Genomic DNA, 23206 nt, shown 5'->3' on the forward strand with positions numbered 1-23206 from the left:
AATCGGAGGTAAAATATGAGACACGACGGAAGACAGCACGATGAGTTGCGCCCTATCACATTTGATTTGGATTTTATCACTCACCCGGAAGGCTCTGTTTTAATTACAGCGGGAAATACGAAGGTCATCTGTAATGCATCTGTGGAAGACCGGGTGCCGCCATTTTTACGCGGCGGAGGAAAAGGCTGGATCACAGCGGAATACAGCATGCTTCCCCGCGCGACGAATCAAAGAACGATAAGAGAATCTTCAAAAGGAAAGGTCTCCGGCAGAACGATGGAAATTCAGCGGCTGATCGGGCGCGCGCTCCGGGCCGTCGTTGATTTGGAGAAGCTCGGCGAACGGACGATCTGGATCGACTGTGACGTCATTCAAGCTGACGGCGGAACAAGAACGGCTTCCATTACCGGCGCCTTCTTGGCAATGGCCATTGCGATCGGCAAACTAGTAAAAAGCGGCGTTATCAAAACCTCTCCTGTGACAGATTATCTCGCGGCCATTTCTGTCGGGATGGATAAAGAAGAAGGCCTTCTTTTGGATCTGAATTATGAAGAGGATTCGGCGGCTGAAGTCGACATGAATATCATCATGACGGGAAGCGGACGTTTTGTAGAGCTTCAAGGGACGGGCGAAGAAGCCACATTCTCCCGTGAAGATTTAAACGGACTGTTAAGCCTTGCCGAAAAAGGAATCCAGACGCTTATTCAAAAGCAAAAAGAAGTGCTGGGAGAAACATTGCCTGAACTGAAATAAGAAAGAGAGGCCTGATCACCGTGAAAGAAGCCATTATTGCGACACACAATCAGGGAAAAGTGAAAGAATTCAAGGAAATACTCGAACCGAAAGGCTACAGCGTCTCTTCTTTGGCGGAAATCGGATTTACGGAAGAAATTGAGGAAACCGGACATACCTTTGAAGAAAACGCCATCTTAAAAGCGGAAGCCGTGGCAAAAGCCGTAAACAAAATGGTCATTGCAGACGACTCCGGTTTATCGGTGGACAACCTTGGAGGCAGACCGGGCGTTTATTCAGCCCGTTATGCCGGAGAAGCAAAAGATGATAAGGCGAATATGGACAAGGTGCTGTCAGAATTAAAAGGCATCGAAAAAGAGCAGCGTACGGCCCGTTTCCGCTGCGCCCTTGCCGTCAGCATGCCGGGGCAGGAAACAAAAACGGTCGAAGGTCATGTTGAAGGGTATATTGCGGAAGGACCCGAGGGGGATAACGGGTTCGGCTATGATCCCATTTTTATTGTAAAAGATAAAGATAAAACCATGGCCCAGCTGACAAGCGCTCAGAAAAACAAAATCAGCCACAGGGCTGAGGCGCTCAAGAAACTGTCAAAGCTGCTTGATTCATAAGGGGGAGCGTATGCAATGAAAGTGCTGATAATAAGTGACAGTCACGGCCTTGAAGACGAGCTGGAGACGATTGCAAAGCGGCACGAAGACGAAGCGGATCTGATGATTCATTGCGGTGATTCAGAGCTTGACGCTGCACATCCGGCGCTTACGCCGTTTCACACGGTAAAAGGCAATTGCGACTTTGGCGGCGGGTTTCAGGATGAACTTCTTCTGGACGCAGGTTCAAAGAAAATTCTGGCCGTTCACGGGCATCTTCACGGCATTAAACAGTCACTTTTAACTGTTTTTTACCGGGCGGAAGAGCTTGGGGCGGATGTCGTCTGCTTCGGCCATTCACATATTGCCGGGAGTGAAGAGCTTCGGGGCAAGCTTTTGATTAATCCGGGCAGCATCCGTCTTCCGAGAGTCCGCAATGTGAAAAGCTATGCCATTCTTACTCTTACAGAAAGAGAAGGCGCCGTGACATTTTACGACGAAACGGGTCGGGAATTGAAGGACTTTGGGAATACAATCAGTTTTTAACAAGTGATGGGGGAGATTTCATTCTTCCCCATCAAAAGTTTTTAAAAAAATATTGACTTATGATTTGAACCTGTATATAATAAATCTTGTCGCTGATACATAAAGCAAAAGCTGTCCCAGTAGCTCAGCTGGATAGAGCAACGGCCTTCTAAGCCGTCGGTCGGGAGTTCGAATCTCTCCTGGGACGTACAAAAAAAGAGCTGGTGACATCAGAGTGAAAACTGATGCCGCTGGCCTTTTTTATCGGATGACTATATTGTCAAATCGCTGAAATCATGGTAAAATGATCAGCAGAACAATTTGATTTTCATGTCCCAGTAGCTCAGCCGGATAGAGCAACGGCCTTCTAAGCCGTCGGTCGGGAGTTCGAATCTCTCCTGGGACGTTAATAAATCGGGTGCTAAAGCCCGTCAAATCAACCTTCTATATCGTTAGTGAAACAGTCAGTATAACGGTCACGTAAGAAATTACCCTGTTATTGGCTTATATTACTTTCGATATAGGAGGTTTTTTGTTGTGACCAAAAGAAAATGAAAATGAAGCTGACTATGTGCTAAAGCGTAAGGTAAATATCATGAAAAAGGCTGAGAAACGTCACAAGCAAAGGCTTCAGTAATACAAGGAACAGAAGATTGGATTTGCCACTGAGGAAGAGGAAATATTTATTAGACTCTTCTACTCGCAGCAAGAACTTGAAGATATCTTTGCTGGCTACGACTTGGGAGCTAAGAGGTTACACTTGCAGAATCTATATATGGAGCGGATGCGGTAATTATTCAATAAAAGGCACAAACTTTGTAGGAGTCTCTTAATTGAGGCTCTTCTTTTAATTGATCAAATCTGATGTCGTAGCCTCAATATTTAAACAGTAACTAATAAAACCCGTCTTTTATTCACTTGGTTAAAGAATGAACCTAAACTAAGGAGCAGAGTAGAAAAAAAGAGCGATACATCTTATTCCCTAATTTTTGCATGATTATAGTATAATGGACACAAACAACCTTTTAGGAAAACGGTGATAACAATGAGTGGCAACTTTTCATTTTTTCAAGGGAAATGGGATGTACTTGCTAACTTGGGAGAGACAGCTGAGAGAAATGTATATCATGACCCCCATACAACAGTAATGAAACTGAGATTGTTCGCTGAAACATTAACTAAATTTATTCTTGCCGCTGAAAATATTAAAGAGGCATATGGTACAACGCAAGTGGATCGCATTAATACTTTGCGTCGGGAAAGGTTACTTGAGCCTGAATTAATTGATATATTAGAGGCTCTTCGTCGCAAAGGGAATGTAGCGATGCATGAAGCGGATTATGGAAAAGTAGAAGAAGCAAAGGCTTTGTTGCAATTAACGTTCCGCTTGTCCATTTGGTTCATGGAGGTATATGGTGATTGGGATTTTCAAGCACCAGAGTATACAGAACTTCAAGAACAAGTAGAACAGAGTACAGAAACACTTCAGCGAGAATATGAGGAAAAAGTCAAAAAGCTTGAAGAAGAATTAGAGGCAATTCGTCGACAGGCGGAAGTGGAACAAGAAGAGGTAAAAATCGAGCGTAAAAAAATATCCAAAAACTTTATGCGTCGACAGCAATTAACTGAAGCCGAAACGCGTACGATTATTGATGGAAAACTACGTGCTGTTGGATGGGAAGTAGACACAACTGTACTAAATCATCAAAAGAACGGAACGCTGCCAGAGAAAAATCGAAACATGGCAATTGCTGAATGGAAGGTCAATGGCGGCAGGATTGACTATGCGTTGTTTATTGGCTTAAAGCTTGTTGGCTTTATTGAAGCTAAGGCAAAAAAGAAAACGATTCCTGGCGCATTAGAAAGTCAAACAAAAGTGTATGCAAAAAATGTGGCACAAGTCGAAGATGAAGTCATCACACCTACAACAGGTGAATATAAGGTGCCGTTCTTATACGCAACGAACGGCCGACCATACTTGAAACAACTTCAAGAAGAGTCGGGCATCTGGTTTTGGGATTCACGTAAACCGTTAGAACATGCTCGCCCATTAGAAGGCTGGCATTCACCTGACGACTTGCAGCTTCTTCTTAGTCAAGATGATAAGGATGCGAATAAACGGTTAGAAGAAGAGGATATTACGAAGTTTGGTTTGCGTCATTATCAGCAAAGAGCGGTACTTTCCGCTGAAGAGGGATTAAAAGAAGGGCAACGAAGAATGCTTATTGCAATGGCAACTGGAACTGGGAAAACTCGTACAGCTATCGCCCTCATGTATCGCTTAATTAAGTCCAAAAAATGTCGTCGTATTCTTTTCCTTGTAGACCGTAATTCGTTAGGAAAACAGACAGAGGATGCACTTAAGGATACAAAAATTGAAGGCTACTCATTTGCTGATATATACGATGTGAAATCTTTAGAAGACATGTCTCCAGAAGTTGAAACGAAGGTGCAAATTGCGACGGTGCAGGGAATGGTTAGAAGACTTTTCTATAGCGATAACGAAAAGCTTCCAAGTGTCGGGCAGTATGATTTCATCATTGTAGATGAAGCACATCGTGGCTATACAAGTGACAAAGAAATGTCAGAGGAAGAATTGAAATTCCGTGACCAAAATGATTATATTAGCCAATATCGACGTGTAATTGATTATTTTGATGCGGCATGTTTAGGACTTACTGCAACACCAGCTCTTCATACAACAGAGATTTTTGGTATGCCTATTTTTAAGTATTCTTATAGTGAAGCGGTTCTGGATGGCTACTTAGTTGACCATGAACCACCATATCTGTTTAAGACAGAACTTTCACAAGTCGGCATTACTCTTGAAAAAGACGAAGAAGTTGAAGTGTATGATGTTGATAAAGGCGAGATTCAACTAGAAAAAATGGAAGATACCATTCATTTTGAGGTTGAGCAGTTTAATAAACGGGTAATTACTGAACCTTTTAATCGGGCGGTTCTAAACAAACTGGTTGAATACATTGATCCGACAGGAAAAGAGAAAACTCTTATCTTTGCAGCCACTGACCAACACGCAGATTTGGTTGTTCGGTTATTAAAGGAAGCCTTTAAAGAACGTGGCGATGAAATTGAAGATGATGCTATTATGAAAATTACTGGCTATATCTATAAGCCATTAGATGCCATTAAAAGGTTTAAGAACGAGCGGCTGCCAAATGTCGTTGTAACGGTTGATTTACTCACCACAGGCATTGACGTTCCTCCAATAACAAATCTAGTATTCTTACGGCGTATACAGTCTCGTATTCTTTATGACCAAATGCTTGGACGTGCAACCCGTCTTTGTCCCGACATTGGAAAAACACACTTTAACATTTACGATGCAGTGGGCATCTACGATAAATTGCAAAACTATACGGAGATGAAACCTGTTGTAAAGAAACAAAATTACAGTATCGGTGAACTATATGAATCACTTGCCAATGCTACTGCAGAAGATGAAGCTTCGTTTTATCGTGACCAATTGGCAGTGAAAATTCAGCGTCGCAAGCAAAGGCTGAATGAAGAAGGAAAACAAAAGTTTGAAGAATTGTCGAATGGAAAAAATGTGGATGAGTGGGCGAAAGAAATTCAAACGTATACGCCACAAGAAGCAAAACAGCACAACATGTTATTTGAATATATGGAAGCCTATCGGGTAAAAGGCGAGAAACGATATATCTCCAACAAAGAGGATGAAGTAACAGATGTGGTTCGGGGATATGGTGAAGGAAACAAGAGACCAGAAGATTATTTAGAAGGTTTCGTTCGTTTTATCCAAGAAAATATTAATGAAATTCCCGCTCTTCATCTTATTTGCACACGACCGAAAGATTTAACAAGGCAGGATTTACGAGAACTTATTACCATTCTAGAAACGAAAGGCTTTAAGCAATCGCATTTGCAGACAGCTTGGAAGCAGACAAAAAATGAAGACATTGCAGCAGACATTATTAGCTTTATTCGCCAAGCTGCATTAGGTGAAGCGCTAGTTGCCCATGAAGCACGTATTAAACAGGCGATGCAAAAAGTGTATTCACTGCATGATTGGACTCCAAGACAGAAGAAATGGTTAGAGAGAATAGAAAAGCAATTACTTAAAGTGCCTGTATTAGCACCGACTGCAGAAGAGGCATTCTCGGAAGAACCATTTAAAACTCCGGGCGGCTATAAATTGCTGAAGCGGGAGTTCGGTGACTATATTGATACGGTTGTTACCACTATAAATGAGAACCTTTATATTAGTTAATAATGTGCCTCTTCATAGGGGCACTTTTTAAGTTATAATAGATAAGTTACTTTATCCTTGATTTTCACTTTAATGAGGTTTGAATGAGAATCCAACATTAAAATATACTCGGAGTTAGCAGGAGGCTGAAAAATGAACAACCAAGAAATCGTTCAAAAACTATGGAATTTATGTAATGTGTTACGTGATGATGGGATTACCTATCAGCAATATGTAACAGAGTTAACCTACTTATTATTCCTCAAAATGATGAAGGAGCAGGAAACAGAAGGTGTGATTCCAGAAGGGAATCGATGGGATGATTTGTTAGATAAAGAAGGTTTGGAATTAAAGAAATTTTATCAGCGATTGTTACTTGAATTAGGAAGCAGTGAAAATGAGCGGCTGCGTCTAATATACAGTGATGCTTCTACAAGTATTGCTGAGCCGAAAAACTTAGAGAAGATTATTAAATCTATTGATGCCCTTGATTGGTACAATGCAAAAGAAGAAGGGCTAGGCAATCTTTATGAGGGTCTATTAGAGAAGAATGCAAGTGAAAAGAAATCAGGAGCGGGGCAATACTTCACACCTCGTGTATTAATTGATGTGATGGTTCAATTAATCGACCCGAAAATCGGTGAGCGATGCGCTGACCCTGCAGCTGGAACATTCGGTTTCATGATTGCTGCAGACCAATATTTAAAGAATCAAACAGATGACTACTTCGATATAGAACCACAAGAAGCCGAGTTCCAAAAGAAAGAAGCTTTTGTAGGTATGGAACTTGTTAAAGATACGCATCGCCTGGCACTCATGAATGCGTTGCTTCATAATATCGAAGGACGTTTGGAACAAGGCGATACTTTATCGGGTAACGGGAAATGGATGAAGAACTTTGATGTTATTTTAACAAACCCGCCGTTCGGTACAAAAAAAGGCGGGGAACGGGTATCCCGTGACGATTTAACGTTTGAAACATCGAACAAACAGTTGAATTTCTTGCAGTTGATTTATAACGCATTAAAAGATGATGGAAATGCAAGAGCAGCGGTTATCTTGCCCGATAATGTCTTGTTTGAAAGCGGGATTGGCTCACAAATTCGTCGTGACTTGATGAACAAATGTAACTTACACACGATTTTACGCTTACCAACAGGAATTTTTTATGCGCAAGGTGTAAAAACGAATGTCTTATTCTTTACAAGGGGAACAACAGACCAAGATAACACGAAGGATGTATGGGTCTATGATCTTCGGACAAATATGACTTCATTTGGCAAACGTAATCAGCTAACAATGGCTCATTTTGAAAACTTCATGAAGGCATATGTAGCTGAAGACCGTTCTAAGATAGAAGATGAGCGTTGGAATGTGTTTACACGAGAAGATATCGCAAAAAAAGATGATAGTTTAGATATTGGATTAATTGCAGATGAATCATTATCTTCATACGACAACTTGCCAGACCCAATTGCATCAGCAGAAGAAGCGATTGTGAAACTTCAACAGGCAATGGATTTATTAAATGAAGTAGTTGAGGAGTTACGTGCTGTTGAAGAGGATGAGGTGGTCAGAAAATGAGCAAGAAAAAGAAGACCATTGAGGAATTATTAGAAGAGGCAATAATCCCAGAAGAGAAGGAACGGTTTGAAATTCCTAAAAATTGGATATGGACACAAACTGGTTCTATCACAGATGTAATAGGTGGTGGAACACCTAAATCTACAGTAAAAGAATATTTTGAAGATGGTGATATACCATGGTTAACACCCGCTGATCTTTCGGGATATAATGATATGTATATTAGTAGAGGAAAGCGGAATATAACTGAAGTTGGTCTAGCTAACAGTTCTGCTAAAATATTGCCTAGTAACACCGTGTTACTTTCGTCAAGAGCACCAATAGGATACGTTACAATAGCTTCTAATGATATTTGTACAAATCAAGGGTTTAAAAGTTTTCTTCCAAGTAACGCCTATTATCCAGAATATCTATATTGGTATTTAAAATTCTCCACAACCTATTTAGAATCTATGGCAAGTGGCACAACATTTAAGGAACTTTCAGGTAGTAAATGCAAAGAAATTGCATTACCATTACCTTCTTTAAACGAACAAAAACGGATTGCTAATAAAGTGGAGCGGCTTTTAAATAAAGTTGAAGAAGCGAAGCAGTTGATTGAGGAAGCGAAGGAATCGTTTGAACTTCGTCGAGCGGCTATTTTGGATAAGGCGTTTCGTGGAGAGTTGACGAGGAAGTGGCGAGAAAAAAATGCTGATATTGATATTTTTGAGGTACAAGAACATTTAGATAGGTTAAGGGCCGATAAAGAATCAAGTCCGATTAAATCCAATACTTTGAATGTTAAGTCTGTTAATGAGGTTGATGAACCTTTTAATTTACCTAGAGGATGGAAATGGGCTAGATTAGGTGAACTATCGTACTATGTAACGAGTGGTTCTAGAGATTGGTCTAAATACTATGCTGATAACGGTTCGTATTTTATCAGAACCCAAGATATTAATAAAAATAAATTAAATTTAACAAATGTTGCGTATGTACTTCTTCCAGAGAAGGTAGAAGGTAAACGAAGCCTAGTAGAACCTTTTGATTTACTAACAACTATTACAGGAGCAAATGTCGGGAAATGTGCAATCGTTGAAGAAACAATTCCAGAAGCTTATGTTAGTCAATCAGTTGCACTTACTAAGTTAATAGATAAAAGCATGGCTAAATATGTTCACTTAAGCTTATTATCGACCTGTGGAGGTGGAGGTGAACTAGAAAACAGAGCATATGGAATTGGAAGACCAGTCTTAAGTTTAGAGGATGTTAAAAATATTAGATTACCAATTGCTCCATACAGAGAAAGACAGGTTATGGTTAATATGGTGAAGAAATTATTAGATATGGAAGAAACAACAGGAAATTTGCTTTTGATTGAGGAGAAATTAGACCAATTAAAAAATTCTATTTTATCTAAAGCTTTTCGTGGTAAACTTGGAACAAATGACCCAACTGAGGAAAATGCGATTGAATTACTAAAAGAAGTGCTACAAGAGCAAGTGAAATAGTTGTAAGAGGGCATCCAAGTTAGTTGGATGTCTTTTACGGTTGCATACATGCCAAGTTGGGTATTGGTTTGATACAGAACCACTCTCATTCACAAACTGGCAATCGGTAAATTTCAGACACGACCCACATTATCAATATGATTTAGCATGATAAAGTAATAAGAATTGCAGTGAAACCCTATTCAAGTTCGATAATGGTATCGATAGCAGAGGTGTAGACTTATAAGTGATATCAAAGAAAAGATACCGCTGCCTCTATCACATTGTTTTCGATAAGCTACCTGTTTCAAAAGGTACAACTTTTTGCGACGTATTCTGTGAAACGGTAGAATAAGGGTTCAGATACAAAGGCGTTACGATAAGAGTATCAAATAACAAGGTGGATTTAACCAGTGGACAACAAAGAAGTTGGATACGTTAGTGTAAGCAGCAAAGACCAAAATGAAGCACGACAACTGGATAGTATGTATGCTCTTGGAATTGATGAGCGTGATATTCATATCGATAACAAAGCGGGAAAGACTTCAATAGACCTCAATACCAAGCTTTGAAATTGCGTTTGCGTAATGGAGATACGTTATACATACATTCATTAGATAGGCTAGGTCGTAACAAAGAGATGATTTTAAACGAGTGGAAAGATATCACACAGAACATCTAAGCACATATTGTTGTAGTTGATATGCCATTGTTGGATACACGGAAATACAATGAATCCATCGGTTCTTTCGTGGCTGACTTGGTGTTACAGGTATTATCATGGGTTGCTGAAGAAGAGAGAACGAAGATTAAGACTCATCAAGCTGAAGGGATAGCTGCAGCTAAGGCACAGGGCAAACACCTTGGAAGACCTAAAACAACTATTACAACTGAGTTTGAGCAGGCTTATAAACAATGGAAAGCAGGAGAAATTACAGCGGTTGAAGCAATGAAGAGATCAAGTATGACAAAGGCTACATTCTATCGCAGGGTTAAAGAATATGAAACAAGCTAAAGGATTCCTATAACTTCTCTCTTTCTTTAATATAAAGAATATGTGGGGATGTTTCCACATTTTCACTGGGGGCATGAAAGGGATAAACCTATAGTCGGCTCATCCACACACCATGAAAAAAATAACTTGTCGAAACGAATCTAATTCTAGTCCATCTCAAATTACATTATTTTAAATGATCAATCCCTATCCCATTCTTTGTTGCAGTCTGGACATTTCCATTTAATAATCCTATCAGCTTCTATACTGCTTATACCAATTTTTCGTGTAAAATGGGCAGAACCATATACTTTCTGCGATTCTTTCGGAATAGGTTCTCCTTGCAAATCAGCATTGCAATATGGACAGCATTTTTTGTTATCTCTCATGAAACCACTCTTTTAAATAAATACCTTTACCTTTTAATATAGCAGATTTAAGTAAAACTGTATTACCTTTTCAATAGGGTTGTTTTTTACTATATGAATGCTTGAATTATAAAGCGTAAGCAAATATAATAGAAATTAAGTCAATCGGTCAAAGTTCGGAAAGTGACCGTTATACATGAACGTGAACGAATAGCGATATATAAAGGATGAAGGCCGGATAGAGCAACGGCCTTCTAAGCCGTCGGTCGGGAGTTCGAATCTCTCCTGGGACGTATAAAAAACCTCAAGCCCTGACAATGGGTTTGAGGTTTTTTTGTATTTTATTTTACGAAACAAAAGTTCCGTATTTGATGAAAATTGTAAAGTAATTTTAATATAAATGAAACTTAATGTAATATTTACCGTAATAAATATATGTATAAAGATACTTAAGGCGCCCTTGAGTGATAAATTATCTAATTTCTATCATACATTTTGTCAATGAATGATAGAAAGACAGCAGGAGGAATTAGCTTTTGAAGTACGCATTTGCATTTAAAAATCACAATATAGAAACGATCTTTTGCGGAAAAGACGAGCTGTTTGAGGAACTGAAGCAATTTTTAATCACTCAATGCGGTTTAATCATTGTTGAGGTTTCAAGGGCTGATTACTATACGGAGCAGGAAATGAATCAATGGAATGACCGTTATACTTTGTGAATATGAAAAGAAACCGGCCGTGTGAGACCGGTTTTTGTATCATCTGAATCCGCTCGGAGCGCTGAAGCCCCCGGCATGGCCGCTGAAACCGCCCCCGAGCGCGCCGGGATGCGCCCCGGCGCCGAGGCTTCCGCCGACGTCACTGAAGGATTGGCCGTAGTACCCGGTTGTATAAGGGTACGGAACGAATTGCTGCCCGGCGAATGACAGCGTGCTTTGCGGGGTCTGCTGTCCGTATCCGGATGACGGGAATCCCTGCTGAAAAGAAGGGCCGCCTTGATATGGTGCTGTATGCATCGGGGCCGGAGGATAATAAGACTGCGGCGGTAAGACCGGTAAAGGCGGAAATCCAGGAGGCAGGCCCTGCATGCCTGATAACATCTTATTCATGACATCACTCATTTCTTACGAGATAAGAACAGTGTATGCGTATGTCTGTATAAAGAGCCTGTTCAATCGAACGGAATATCTGACAAGCATGCCGGAAGGACAGAGAAAAATCGTGTAATAAAATGTGACATATTCGTATATGAACGGAAAAATTTCATGTAATCTTGAGAGATTAATAAAAAAATGATAAAAACTTTTAATATTTACAGATCCCTTTGTACCAGTAATGAAAGCGTATACAAAGTAGATTGATTAATCTAAATTGTCTAATAATTATAAAAATGCTGTTGACACTGCCTGCAAACGGGCGTAATATGAGTTCAAACAAAAATAAATAAATGATTCACGCTAAAAAGAAAAATCATAAAACACTGAAAAAACAAACAAATGAAGGTTCTTTTTCAATAAAAGAGCTGCCATAATAAAAAGCGCAGAAGAGGATAAGTAGCTTTGCTGAAGTTTTTCACAGAGAGCCGGTAACGCTGAGAGCCGGTAAAACAAATCAAAGTGAACTCCCCTCAGAGTGCCGGTCTGAAATGTAAAGAGTAGGACTCGGCCGAGTGAACACAATGTTTACTCGTTATCAAAACGGATAATCATTATCCATGAGACGGTCTGCATATGACCGTAAACAAGGGTGGTACCGCGGAAAGCAAAGCCTTTTCGCCCCTTTTGGCTATCGCATGAAATGCTTGGCTGAATGTGGGTGGGAAGGCTTTTTTATTTGCGTCAGCCGGCGCTGCGTTTTATGAATTGGATTTTAGAAGGGAACATTGAAAAGGAGGAACTGAAAATGGGCACAAATGTACAGGCGGATTCTTTGTCTGCCGAATGTACAAAAACAATGAACGGGGCTCTGATGCTGATTGAATCATTAAAGAAAGAAAATGTCGAGATGATCTTCGGCTATCCGGGGGGAGCCGTCCTTCCGATTTACGATAAACTGTATCAATCAGGATTGGTTCACATCCTGCCCCGCCACGAGCAAGGCGCGATTCATGCGGCAGAAGGGTATGCGCGAGTCTCCGGAAAGCCGGGGGTTGTGATTGCTACCTCCGGACCCGGAGCGACAAATTTAGTTACCGGTCTTGCGGATGCGATGATAGATTCATTGCCGCTCGTAGTGTTTACCGGTCAGGTGGCCACTTCGGTCATCGGCAGCGACGCTTTCCAGGAAGCCGACATTTTAGGAATTACGATGCCGATTACGAAACACAGCTACCAAGTCCGCCGTCCGGAAGATCTCCCCCGTGTGATTAAAGAGGCGTTCCATATCGCCACGACGGGAAGACCGGGTCCGGTATTAATTGATATACCGAAGGATGTCGCAGCATTTGAAGGAGAGTTCAGATATGATCACGAGATCAGCCTTCCGGGTTATCAGCCTGTAAAAGAGCCTAACTATCTGCAGATCCGAAAGCTCGTGGAAGCTGTCAGCAGTGCGAAAAAGCCGGTTATTTTAGCCGGAGCGGGTGTTTTGCACGGTAAAGCTTCAGAAGATTTAAAAAATTATGCCGAACAGCAGCAAATTCCGGTAGCGCACACGCTCCTCGGTCTGGGCGGTTTCCCGGCAGACCATCCTCTTTTTCTGGGAATGGCGGGGATGCACGGCACATACACAGCGAATATGGCGCTTTACCACTGTGACTTGTTGATCAGCATCGGAGCGCGGTTCGATGATCGCGTGACCGGAAATCTGAAGCATTTTGCAAAATCGGCCAAAGTGGCGCATATCGATATTGATCCTGCTGAAATCGGAAAAATTATCGAAACGCAGATTCCGGTGGTCGGCGACAGTAAAATCGTCCTTCAGGAATTATTGAAGCAAAACGGAAAACAGGGACAGACAGAGGAATGGAAACAGCAGCTTTCAGAATGGAAAGAAGAATATCCGCTTTGGTATACAGACAACAGAGAAGAGGGCTTGAAACCCCAAAAGCTGATTGAGTATATTCACCAATTCACAAACGGTGAGGCGATTGTGGCGACGGATGTCGGCCAGCACCAGATGTGGGCGGCTCAGTTTTATCCTTTCCGAAAGGCTGATAAGTGGGTGACCTCGGGGGGACTCGGCACAATGGGCTTCGGCCTTCCGGCGGCTATCGGAGCGCAGCTGGCCGATCGTAACGCCACGGTCGTTGCCATCCTCGGAGACGGCGGTTTTCAGATGACCCTTCAGGAATTAGATGTCATCCGGCAGCTGAATCTTCCTGTCAAAGTGGTTATCTTGAACAACGAATGTCTGGGCATGGTCAGACAGTGGCAGGAAATCTTCTATGAAGAGCGCTATTCTGAATCCAAATTCTCGGCGCAGCCTGACTTTGTCAAATTGTCAGAAGCCTACGGCATTAAAGGCGTCCGGATTTCATCGGAGGAAGAGGCGGAAGAAGAGCTTAAAAAGGCGCTTTCATCAAAAGAACCGGCCGTTATTGACGTCCGGGTCGCCAAAAGCGAGAAAGTATTCCCGATGATTGCGCCGGGTAAAGGACTTCATGAAATGGTGGGGGTGAAACCTTGAAACGCATAATCACATTAACGGTGGTCAACCGCTCGGGAGTATTAAACCGGATCACCGGCCTGTTTACAAAAAGACACTATAATATCGAAAGCATCACTGTAGGCCACACGGAAACAAGCGGTGTTTCAAGGATTACATTTGTCGTCCATGTGGAAGGCGAAAATGACGTAGAGCAGCTGACAAAGCAGCTTAACAAACAAATTGACGTCCTGAAAGTGACGGATATTACAAACCAATCGATTGTACAGCGTGAGCTGGCATTAATCAAAGTTGTTTCCGCACCGTCGGTCAGAACGGAAATCAATGGAATCATTGAGCCGTTCAGAGCTTCCGTCGTTGATGTCTCAAGAGACAGCATCGTCGTTCAGGTTACCGGCGAATCTAATAAAATCGAAGCGCTCATAGAGCTGCTCAAACCTTACGGCATTAAAGAAATCGCGAGAACAGGCACAACGGCTTTTGCGAGGGGAACCCAGCAGAAGGCGTCATCCAATAAAACAATTTCAATTGTATAACACAAAAAAGGGAGAGATTAAAATGGTAAAAGTATATTATAACGGTGATATCAAAGAGAACGTATTGGCAGGTAAAAAAGTAGCGATTATCGGTTACGGTTCACAAGGTCACGCACATGCGCTGAACTTAAAAGAAAGCGGAATTGATGTCATTGTCGGCGTCAGACAAGGAAAATCATTTACACAGGCCCAAGAAGACGGTCATAAAGTCTTTTCGGTAAGAGAAGCGGCTGCCCAGGCAGATATCATTATGGTTCTTCTTCCGGATGAACAGCAGCAAAAAGTATATGAAGCTGAAATCAAAGATGAATTGACGGCGGGCAAGTCATTGGTATTCGCACACGGATTTAACGTCCATTTCCATCAGATCGTGCCTCCTGCTGATGTGGATGTATTCCTTGTCGCCCCTAAAGGACCGGGACACCTTGTCAGAAGAACATATGAACAAGGCGCGGGCGTACCGGCATTGTTTGCCATCTACCAGGATGTATCAGGCGAAGCGAAAGATACGGCTCTTGCTTATGCAAAAGGAATCGGCGGAGCGCGTGCGGGCGTTCTTGAAACAACATTTAAGGAAGAAACGGAAACGGATTTGTTCGGTGAGCAGGCTGTTCTATGCGGAGGTTTAACGGCGCTTGTCAAAGCGGGTTTTGAAACGCTGACAGAAGCCGGCTACCAGCCTGAACTCGCATACTTCGAGTGTCTGCACGAACTGAAGCTGATCGTAGACTTGATGTATGAAGAAGGATTGGCGGGCATGAGATACTCTATCTCCGATACGGCTCAATGGGGAGATTTTGTCTCAGGGCCGCGCGTAGTCGATGCGAAGGTAAAAGAATCGATGAAACAAGTATTAACAGATATTCAAAACGGTACATTCGCGAAAGAATGGATCGTGGAAAACCAAGTGAACCGTCCTCGCTTCAATGCGATCAATGCAAGTGAAAACGAGCATCAGATTGAAAAGGTCGGCAGACAGCTTCGTGAAATGATGCCGTTTGTCAAACAAGGCAAAAAGAAGGAAGCGGTGGTCTCCGTTGCGCAAAATTAATGTTTTCGACACGACCCTTCGTGACGGTGAACAATCCCCCGGGGTCAACCTCAATTCCCGGGAAAAACTGGCGATAGCCAAGCAGCTTGAAAGACTCGGGGTGGATATTATTGAAGCGGGATTTCCCGCTTCATCCCGAGGTGATTTTTTAGCCGTGCAGGAAATCGCAAGAACGATTAAAAATTGTTCGGTAACAGGGCTTGCCCGATCTGTCAAAGGTGACATCGACGCAGCCTGGGAAGCGCTGAAAGACGGGGCCAGCCCGCGGATTCACATCTTTATCGCCACCTCTGACATTCATCTGAAGCATAAGCTGAAAATGACGCGGGAAGAGGTTAAGGAAAAAGCGGTTGAAATGGTGAAGTATGCAAAAGAACGCTTTCCGATCGTTCAATGGTCAGCAGAAGACGCATGCCGCACCGAACTTCCGTTTCTGGCTGAAATCGTTGAAGAAGTGATTGATGCCGGCGCGAGCGTCATCAACCTGCCGGACACTGTAGGTTACCTGACGCCGGCTGAATACGGAAACATCTTTAAATATATGAAGGAACACGTTCCGAATATCAACCGGGTAAAGCTTTCAGCCCATTGCCACGATGATCTCGGAATGGCGGTTGCCAACTCGCTTTCGGCAATTGAGAACGGCGCTGATCAAATTGAATGCGCCATTAACGGCATAGGAGAAAGAGCCGGGAACGCCGCGCTAGAGGAAATCGCTGTTGCGCTTCATGTCAGAAATGACGCGCATCAAGCCGATTCATCCCTCAATCTTCATGAATTGAAGCGGACGAGTGATCTTGTCAGCAAACTGACGGGCATGGCCGTTCCCCGCAATAAAGCAATCGTCGGAGATAACGCTTTCGCACATGAGTCCGGCATTCACCAAGACGGTTTCCTGAAAGAAAAATCAACATATGAAATCATTTCACCGGAACTTGTCGGCGTGACTGCTGATGCGCTCGTACTCGGAAAGCATTCCGGACGCCATGCGTTCAAAGACCGCCTGAATGCGCTTGGATTCCAGTTTGATAGTGAGGAAATCAATAAATTTTTTACGATGTTTAAAGAACTGACCGAAAAGAAAAAAGAAATCACCGATGATGACTTGATTTCTCTTATTTTAGAAGAAAAAGTGACAGACAAAAAAATCGGCTATGAATTTTTGTCTCTGCAAGTGCATTACGGGACGTCTCAGGTGCCGACTGCAACAGTCTCTTTAAAAAATCAGGAAAACGAACAGCTGATTCAAGAGGCGGCAACGGGGGCGGGCAGCGTAGAAGCCGTTTATAATACGCTCGGGCGCTGCATCGATAAAAATATTGAACTGACAGACTACCGCATCCAATCCAACCGGAAAGGCGAAGACGCGCTGGCTCAAGTTTTTGTCAGAGTGACCGTGAACGGAAAAGAAACATCAGGGCGGGGAATCGCGCAGGATGTTCTGGAAGCTTCTGCAAAAGCATATTTGAACGCCGTGAACCGGCAATTGGTGCTGGATTGCAATATAGACGGATTAAAGAGACAGACTGCGGTCGGCTCGTAATAGAAAGGAGAACGTTTGATTTGAAAAAACGTATTGCTTTGCTGCCCGGTGACGGAATCGGACCGGAAGTGGCGGAATCAGCGGCAGATGTATTGAAAAGCGTTGCCGAACAATTCGGACATGAATTTGAATTTGAAAACGGGCTGATCGGGGGAGCGGCTATTGACGCCCATCAAAACCCCCTTCCTGAGGAGACGGTGGCTCTTTGTGAAAGATCCGACGCCATCCTGCTCGGGGCAGTCGGCGGGCCGAAATGGGACCAAAATCCTCCGGAGCTCAGACCGGAAAAAGGCCTGCTCGGCATCAGAAAAAAACTCGGCCTGTTTGCCAATCTGCGTCCCGTGACCGTATTTGAAAGCCTGTCTGAGGCGTCTCCGCTGAAAAAAGAATATATCAGCGGCGTCGACTTTGTAATCGTCAGGGAACTGACGGGCGGCCTCTACTTTGGAGAACCGAGCAGACAGTATGTCAATGAAGCGGGAGAAAAGGAAGCGGTCGATACCCTTTTTTATAAGAAAGAAGAAATCGCACGCGTTGTCAGAGAAGCCTTTAAGATGGCTGCCGGCAGAAAAGGAAAAGTGACGTCCGTTGATAAGGCGAATGTGCTTTCATCAAGCAGGCTTTGGCGGGAAACAGCGGATGAAATCGCAAAAGAATTTCCTGATGTGACGCTTGAACATATGCTTGTCGATAATGCCGCGATGCAGCTCATCTACGCTCCGAGCCAGTTTGACGTCGTCGTAACTGAGAATATGTTCGGCGATATTTTAAGCGATGAAGCCTCCATGCTGACAGGCTCGCTCGGCATGCTGCCGTCAGCCAGCTTATCAAGTTCAGGTCTTCACTTGTTTGAACCCGTGCATGGATCTGCGCCTGACATCGCCGGTAAAGGGATGGCCAATCCGTTTGCGGCGATTTTATCAGCGGCGATGCTTTTGAGAACATCTTTCGGGCTTGAAAACGAAGCGCAGGCGGTGGAAAAAGCGGTCGCAAAGGTGCTTGCAGACGGCAGCCGTACACGTGATATCGCCCGGGACGGCCAATATGCCGGAACGCATGACATTACTGAAAAAGTAAAAGCCGCATTAGCCGGCTCGAATACAAAATCTATAGTGTGACGCTTTAAAGAAAGCGGTCTTAGTTCATAGGTAGAGGGAGGAAACAAAGATGATGCCTCGAACAATCATCGAAAAGATTTGGGATCGGCATGTTGTAAAAAGCGGTGAAGGAAAACCCGACCTTCTCTATATTGATCTGCACCTCATTCATGAGGTGACGTCTCCTCAGGCGTTCGAAGGGTTAAGGCAGAAGGGAAGAAAGGTCAGACGGCCGCAGAACACATTCGCAACGATGGACCACAATATTCCGACCGTCAACCGTTTTGACATTAAAGATGAAGTCGCAAAGCGCCAAGTAACCGCGCTTGAACGGAATTGTGAGGAGTTTGGCGTCCGTCTTGCGGATCTTCACAGCGCAGACCAGGGAATCGTTCACGTAGTCGGACCTGAGCTTGGTCTGACACTACCGGGGAAAACGATCGTTTGCGGAGACAGCCATACATCGACTCACGGCGCATTCGGGGCGCTTGCCTTCGGTATCGGCACAAGTGAGGTGGAACATGTTCTTTCCACTCAGACACTATGGCAGCAGCGGCCGAAAACGCTTGAAATCCGCGTTGACGGAACGCTCCAAAAAGGAGTGACCGCGAAGGATGTCATCTTGTCGGTCATCGGAAAATACGGGGTGAAATTCGGTACCGGATATGTCATTGAATACACCGGGGAAGTATTCAGAAACATGTCTATGGACGAACGCATGACCGTCTGCAATATGTCAATAGAAGCGGGAGCCCGGGCGGGACTGATCGCTCCGGATGACACGACGATTGAATATTGTAAAAACCGTAAATACGCGCCAAAAGGCGAGGAATTTGAAAAAGCCGCCGCAGAATGGAAAGCGTTAAAAACCGATCCGGGTGCCGTATACGATCATTCCATCGTACTAGACGGCAGCGAGATTTCTCCAATGGTAACATGGGGCGTCAATCCCGGCATGGTTCTTCCGGTCGATGCCCAAATACCGGCGCCGGAAACGATTGATTCTGAAGACGGTAAAAAAGAAGCCATCCGCGCGTACGAATACATGGGAATCTCACCGAATCAAAAAATTGAAGATATTAAAGTCGAGCATGTGTTTATCGGCTCCTGTACAAATTCGCGGATGACCGATCTTCGCCAGGCTGCGGATATGATCAAAGGCCGAAAAGTCGCTGACAGCGTCAGAGCCATTGTGGTCCCGGGTTCTCAAAGCGTGAAACAGCAGGCCGAAGAAGAAGGGCTGCACCGCGTGTTTCTCGAGGCCGGATTTGAATGGAGAGAATCAGGCTGCAGCATGTGCCTCAGTATGAACAATGATGTCGTGCCTGAAGGGGAACGATGCGCTTCCACTTCCAACCGCAACTTCGAAGGCAGACAGGGAAAAGGCGCGAGAACACACCTTGTCAGTCCGGCGATGGCAGCAATGGCGGCCATTCACGGGCATTTCGTCGATGTAAGAAAGTTTTATCAAGAAAAAACAGTTGTGTAAGGAGTGCGCGAAAAGATGGAACCTTTAAAAACGCATACGGGAAAAGCGGCCGTCTTAAACCGGATCAACGTCGATACGGACCAGATTATTCCGAAACAGTTTTTGAAAAGAATTGAAAGAACAGGATACGGCAGATTCGCGTTTTTTGATTGGAGATACCTTGAGAACGGTGAGCCTGATCCTGAATTTGAATTAAACCGCAAAGTCTATGAAGGCGCGTCCATATTAATTGCCGGAGAGAATTTCGGCTGCGGATCATCCCGTGAGCACGCTCCTTGGGCGCTGGATGATTACGGCTTCAAAATCATCATTGCTCCGTCATTTGCCGATATTTTTCATCAAAACTGTTTTAAAAACGGTATGCTTCCCATCCGTATGCCGTATGATCAGTGGAAAAAACTCGCCGGTCAATATGAAAATCAGTCTCTTAACATGACGGTTGATTTGGAAAACCAGCTCATTCACGACAGTGAAGGAAAAGAGATTTCATTTGAAGTCGATCCTCACTGGAAGGAAATGCTGATAAACGGCTATGATGAAATTTCATTAACGCTTCTGCTGGAGGACGACATTCAGCAGTTTGAATCGAAAAGAAGTTCTTGGCTTCAAGCCTGAAAAAAGCCGACCGGATCTGTCCGGCGGTTTTTTTTACCGTGCGCACCATCCTTTCTTGTGTTTCCTGACGCGTGTTGATACACTTGAAAAAAATAGCGCCTGAAAGGAAATAAAGTATGACGCATGACAAGAAAAAAGCTGATATCATTCCTTTCCCCCGTCTGAAAGAACGCTTGGTTGATAAAGGGATGGCCGCCATGAAGGATAAACAGTATCAGGAGGCCCTCGAACTGTTCTCAGAGGCGGTAAGCCACGGCGATACCGAGTCCGACGTACATTTAGGCATGGCGATTTGTTTTCTGGAACTCGGGGAATTGGAAGAAGCAAAACAAGTTTGCGAGAAAATGCTGAATGAAGGGTACGGCCATTATTTCACCGTACTGCAGGTGTACATGACCATTTTAATTCAGCTGAAACAATATGAAGAAGTCAAAAGCACAATTGAAGCTGTGCTGGAAGAAAACCAGCTGCCCGCAGAAAGTGCGGAGCAATTCTACCGGCTGCTCGAATTCAGCCGCAAAATGACCGATCCCGACCAGCAGGATGAAGCGTGGGAGGAGGAATACGAGGACATTCTTGATGCGGAAAAAGTGCTGAACAGCCCCGCTGAACAAATGAATCTGATTCATTCTCTCAAAGACCGCAATATTGCAAAATACACGGGTCTCTTAAAAACGATTCTTCAAGATCCAGGCGCGCATCCTCTTATCAAGACGATGATTTTGACGCTGATGGCGGAGCATGACTACAGCAAGCCGGTCCATATTACAAAATTCGGCGATTCAATGACCGCGGTTCCGAGTGAAACGGTTCAGCCTGATGCGGCTCCGATTTTGCATCGCGTTCTCCGGGTGCTTGATGAAACGCTCGGCAATGAAAACCCTACATTATACGCTGCCGTCGAGGAGCTGTGGAGAAGGCATCTGTACGTTCTGCACCCTTTTATGCCGAAGTTTTTGAACGCAGATTTATGGGCGGCGGCGCTTCATAAGGTCGGTTACGAGATGCACGGCATTGACATTGAGCCGGAGGAACTTCATATGATGTACGAGTTTGACAGCCGCGAACTTGAAGAAACCTGCACGATGATTAAGGATATTGAAGAAATTTCTTATTTGTAAATCACACCATATAGTTGAAAGCGGTAGGCGTTATGTTATAATATAGTGGTTGTATTTATGTATAGCGGTTTAACTGAAATGAGAATTACGGTTGGACAGGCTGCCAGTTCATTACATAATGATTCTGATTCAAAGCGGTTTTTTCTTTGACAAAGCCGCGGATTGCTTTAGAATGGAAGACCGACACAACCTGAATAGATTTTTGGAGGGAAACACATGTCTGTAAAATGGGAAAAACAAGAAGGCAACGAAGGCGTATTAACGGTTGAAGTTGATGCGGATACGTTCAAAACAGCTCTTGATGATGCATTTAAAAAAGTAGTAAAACAGGTTTCTATTCCTGGATTCCGCAAAGGGAAAGTTCCCCGCGGTTTATTCGAACAGCGTTTCGGCGTTGAAGCTCTTTACCAGGATGCTTTAGATATTTTACTTCCTGTAGAATACCCTAAAGCGGTTGAAGAAGCCGGCATTGAGCCTGTAGACCGCCCTGAAATCGATGTTGAAAAAATCGAAAAAGGCGAAAGCTTGATTTTTACTGCAAAAGTGACTGTAAAACCGGAAGTTAAACTTGGCGATTACAAAGGCTTAGGAATCGAAAAAGATGACACTGCCGTTACTGACGAAGATGTACAAAACGAACTTAAAGCTCTTCAAGAGCGTCAGGCTGAGCTTGTCGTGAAAGAAGAAGGCGCTGTTGAAAACGGCGATACAGTCGTTCTTGACTTCGAAGGTTTCGTTGACGGCGAAGCGTTTGAAGGCGGAAAAGCTGAGAACTACTCACTTGAAGTAGGATCAGGTTCATTCATCCCGGGCTTCGAAGAGCAGTTAACAGGCCTTGAAGCAGGCGCTGAAAAGGATGTTGAAGTAACATTCCCTGAAGAGTACCACGCTGAAGAGCTTGCCGGAAAACCAGCTGTTTTCAAAGTGAAAATTCATGAAATCAAAGCGAAAGAGCTTCCTGAGCTTAACGACGAATTCGCAAAAGACATTGACGAAGAAGTTGAAACGCTTGCTGAATTAACTGAGAAAACAAAAAAACGCCTTGAAGAAGCAAAAGAAAACGAAGCTGACGCTAAATTGCGTGAAGAGCTTGTTCTGAAAGCATCTGAAAACGCTGAAGCTGATGTTCCTCAAGCGATGATCGACACTGAGCTTGACCGCATGCTGAAAGAATTCGAACAGCGTCTGCAAATGCAAGGCATGAACCTTGAGCTTTACACTCAATTCTCAGGCCAAGACGAAAACGCGTTAAAAGAGCAAATGAAAGAAGATGCCGCAAAACGCGTAAAATCAAACCTGACTCTTGAAGCGATCGCTCAAGCAGAAAACCTTGAAGTAACGGACGAAGAAGTTGAAGCTGAGCTGACTAAAATGGCTGAAGCTTACAACATGCCGGTTGAAAACATTAAGCAGGCAATCGGTTCAACTGACGCGATGAAAGAAGATTTAAAAGTTCGAAAAGCAATTGATTTTCTTGTAGAAAACCGTTAATATGGTTCATAATAATAGACATAATAAAACAGGGCGCGATTAATTCGTGCCTTGTTTTGTACAATTATGATATAACTCTTTTTCTTGGGGCAAGATAGTCATTGCCGGGCTGTTTTTCGTCATACATATAGAATGTGCAA

At 43.6% G+C, this 23206-nt stretch carries 17 protein-coding genes, 2 tRNA genes, 1 pseudogene and 1 other annotated feature; of the genes and pseudogenes, 19 read left to right on the forward strand and 1 reads right to left on the reverse strand.

Annotation, left to right across the window (positions count from 1 at the left end; all coding sequences use genetic code 11):
* Nucleotides 1-15 precede the first annotated feature (15 nt).
* The 10 genes and pseudogenes from rph to SB24_RS16000 all read left to right on the forward strand — a co-directional run bounded on the left by rph (nucleotide 16) and on the right by SB24_RS16000 (nucleotide 11236).
* Nucleotides 16-753 (forward strand): ribonuclease PH, encoded by a 738-nt coding sequence (gene rph / locus SB24_RS15950; RefSeq protein WP_007612934.1) that lies wholly within the window; start codon nucleotides 16-18, stop codon nucleotides 751-753.
* A gap of 11 nt (nucleotides 754-764) precedes the next feature.
* Nucleotides 765-1361, forward strand: coding sequence for an XTP/dITP diphosphatase (locus SB24_RS15955; RefSeq protein WP_088056439.1), 597 nt, complete (start codon nucleotides 765-767; stop codon nucleotides 1359-1361).
* Between the two features lie 15 nt (nucleotides 1362-1376).
* Entirely contained in the window at nucleotides 1377-1886 is a 510-nt protein-coding gene (locus tag SB24_RS15960) for a YfcE family phosphodiesterase (protein ID WP_015417943.1), read from the forward strand.
* Between the two features lie 113 nt (nucleotides 1887-1999).
* Nucleotides 2000-2073 (forward strand) — tRNA-Arg (locus SB24_RS15965).
* 124 nt (nucleotides 2074-2197) lie between these two features.
* A tRNA-Arg gene (locus tag SB24_RS15970) sits at nucleotides 2198-2271 on the forward strand.
* Between the two features lie 639 nt (nucleotides 2272-2910).
* The gene (gene hsdR / locus SB24_RS15975) at nucleotides 2911-6117 is read left to right on the forward strand and encodes a type I restriction-modification system endonuclease (RefSeq protein WP_039254323.1); all 3207 of its coding nucleotides are present in this window, start codon (nucleotides 2911-2913) and stop codon (nucleotides 6115-6117) included.
* A 132-nt stretch (nucleotides 6118-6249) separates the two neighbouring features.
* Complete coding sequence (locus SB24_RS15980) at nucleotides 6250-7680, forward strand: class I SAM-dependent DNA methyltransferase (protein ID WP_039254324.1); 1431 nt, start codon at nucleotides 6250-6252, stop codon at nucleotides 7678-7680.
* Complete coding sequence (locus SB24_RS15985; RefSeq protein ID WP_039254328.1) at nucleotides 7677-9173, forward strand: restriction endonuclease subunit S; 1497 nt, start codon at nucleotides 7677-7679, stop codon at nucleotides 9171-9173. The genes SB24_RS15980 and SB24_RS15985 overlap by 4 nt, the downstream gene beginning before the upstream one ends.
* Nucleotides 9174-9565: 392 nt before the next feature.
* Nucleotides 9566-10167, forward strand: a pseudogene (locus SB24_RS15990) (recombinase family protein).
* Nucleotides 10168-11050: 883 nt separating this feature from the next.
* Nucleotides 11051-11236 carry a hypothetical protein gene (locus SB24_RS16000; RefSeq protein WP_039254332.1) on the forward strand — a complete coding sequence of 62 codons (186 nt, stop codon included), beginning with the start codon at nucleotides 11051-11053 and terminating at the stop codon, nucleotides 11234-11236.
* A 39-nt stretch (nucleotides 11237-11275) separates the two neighbouring features.
* On the opposite strand, the gene SB24_RS16005 is transcribed toward SB24_RS16000, so the two are convergent.
* Nucleotides 11276-11626: a hypothetical protein gene (locus tag SB24_RS16005; protein ID WP_015417942.1), complete on the reverse strand. Its 351-nt coding sequence runs from the start codon at nucleotides 11624-11626 to the stop codon at nucleotides 11276-11278.
* Nucleotides 11627-12048: 422 nt separating this feature from the next.
* Nucleotides 12049-12300: a binding site (T-box leader), on the forward strand.
* A gap of 119 nt (nucleotides 12301-12419) precedes the next feature.
* On the opposite strand from SB24_RS16005, the gene ilvB reads away from it, so the two are divergent.
* The 9 genes from ilvB (at nucleotide 12420) to tig (ending at nucleotide 23066) form a co-directional block, all read left to right on the forward strand.
* A complete protein-coding gene (gene ilvB, locus SB24_RS16010) occupies nucleotides 12420-14144 on the forward strand; it encodes an acetolactate synthase large subunit (protein WP_032866714.1) in 1725 nt (574 codons plus the stop codon).
* Nucleotides 14141-14659 (forward strand): acetolactate synthase small subunit, encoded by a 519-nt coding sequence (ilvN, locus tag SB24_RS16015; protein ID WP_039254335.1) that lies wholly within the window; start codon nucleotides 14141-14143, stop codon nucleotides 14657-14659. Before ilvB ends, ilvN begins: the two co-directional genes overlap by 4 nt.
* Nucleotides 14660-14681: 22 nt before the next feature.
* Nucleotides 14682-15710, forward strand: coding sequence for a ketol-acid reductoisomerase (gene ilvC, locus SB24_RS16020; RefSeq protein WP_003152600.1), 1029 nt, complete (start codon nucleotides 14682-14684; stop codon nucleotides 15708-15710).
* Complete coding sequence (locus SB24_RS16025; protein WP_033574188.1) at nucleotides 15697-17253, forward strand: 2-isopropylmalate synthase; 1557 nt, start codon at nucleotides 15697-15699, stop codon at nucleotides 17251-17253. Before ilvC ends, SB24_RS16025 begins: the two co-directional genes overlap by 14 nt.
* A gap of 20 nt (nucleotides 17254-17273) precedes the next feature.
* Nucleotides 17274-18371 carry a 3-isopropylmalate dehydrogenase gene (gene leuB / locus SB24_RS16030; RefSeq protein ID WP_015417938.1) on the forward strand — a complete coding sequence of 366 codons (1098 nt, stop codon included), beginning with the start codon at nucleotides 17274-17276 and terminating at the stop codon, nucleotides 18369-18371.
* A gap of 49 nt (nucleotides 18372-18420) precedes the next feature.
* Nucleotides 18421-19839: a 3-isopropylmalate dehydratase large subunit gene (gene leuC / locus SB24_RS16035; RefSeq protein ID WP_007408145.1), complete on the forward strand. Its 1419-nt coding sequence runs from the start codon at nucleotides 18421-18423 to the stop codon at nucleotides 19837-19839.
* A 15-nt stretch (nucleotides 19840-19854) separates the two neighbouring features.
* Complete coding sequence (gene leuD, locus SB24_RS16040) at nucleotides 19855-20454, forward strand: 3-isopropylmalate dehydratase small subunit (RefSeq protein ID WP_007408146.1); 600 nt, start codon at nucleotides 19855-19857, stop codon at nucleotides 20452-20454.
* Nucleotides 20455-20570: 116 nt separating this feature from the next.
* Nucleotides 20571-21575 carry a DNA damage checkpoint antagonist DdcA gene (gene ddcA / locus SB24_RS16045; protein ID WP_039254339.1) on the forward strand — a complete coding sequence of 335 codons (1005 nt, stop codon included), beginning with the start codon at nucleotides 20571-20573 and terminating at the stop codon, nucleotides 21573-21575.
* A 216-nt stretch (nucleotides 21576-21791) separates the two neighbouring features.
* On the forward strand, nucleotides 21792-23066 hold the full coding sequence (gene tig / locus SB24_RS16050; protein WP_003152618.1) for a trigger factor: 1275 nt from the start codon (nucleotides 21792-21794) through the stop codon (nucleotides 23064-23066).
* The last annotated feature ends 140 nt before the right edge of the window (nucleotides 23067-23206 follow it).

The sequence above is a fragment of the Bacillus sp. Pc3 genome (assembly GCF_000815145.1).
GTDB classification, from domain to species: Bacteria; Bacillota; Bacilli; order Bacillales; family Bacillaceae; genus Bacillus; species Bacillus velezensis.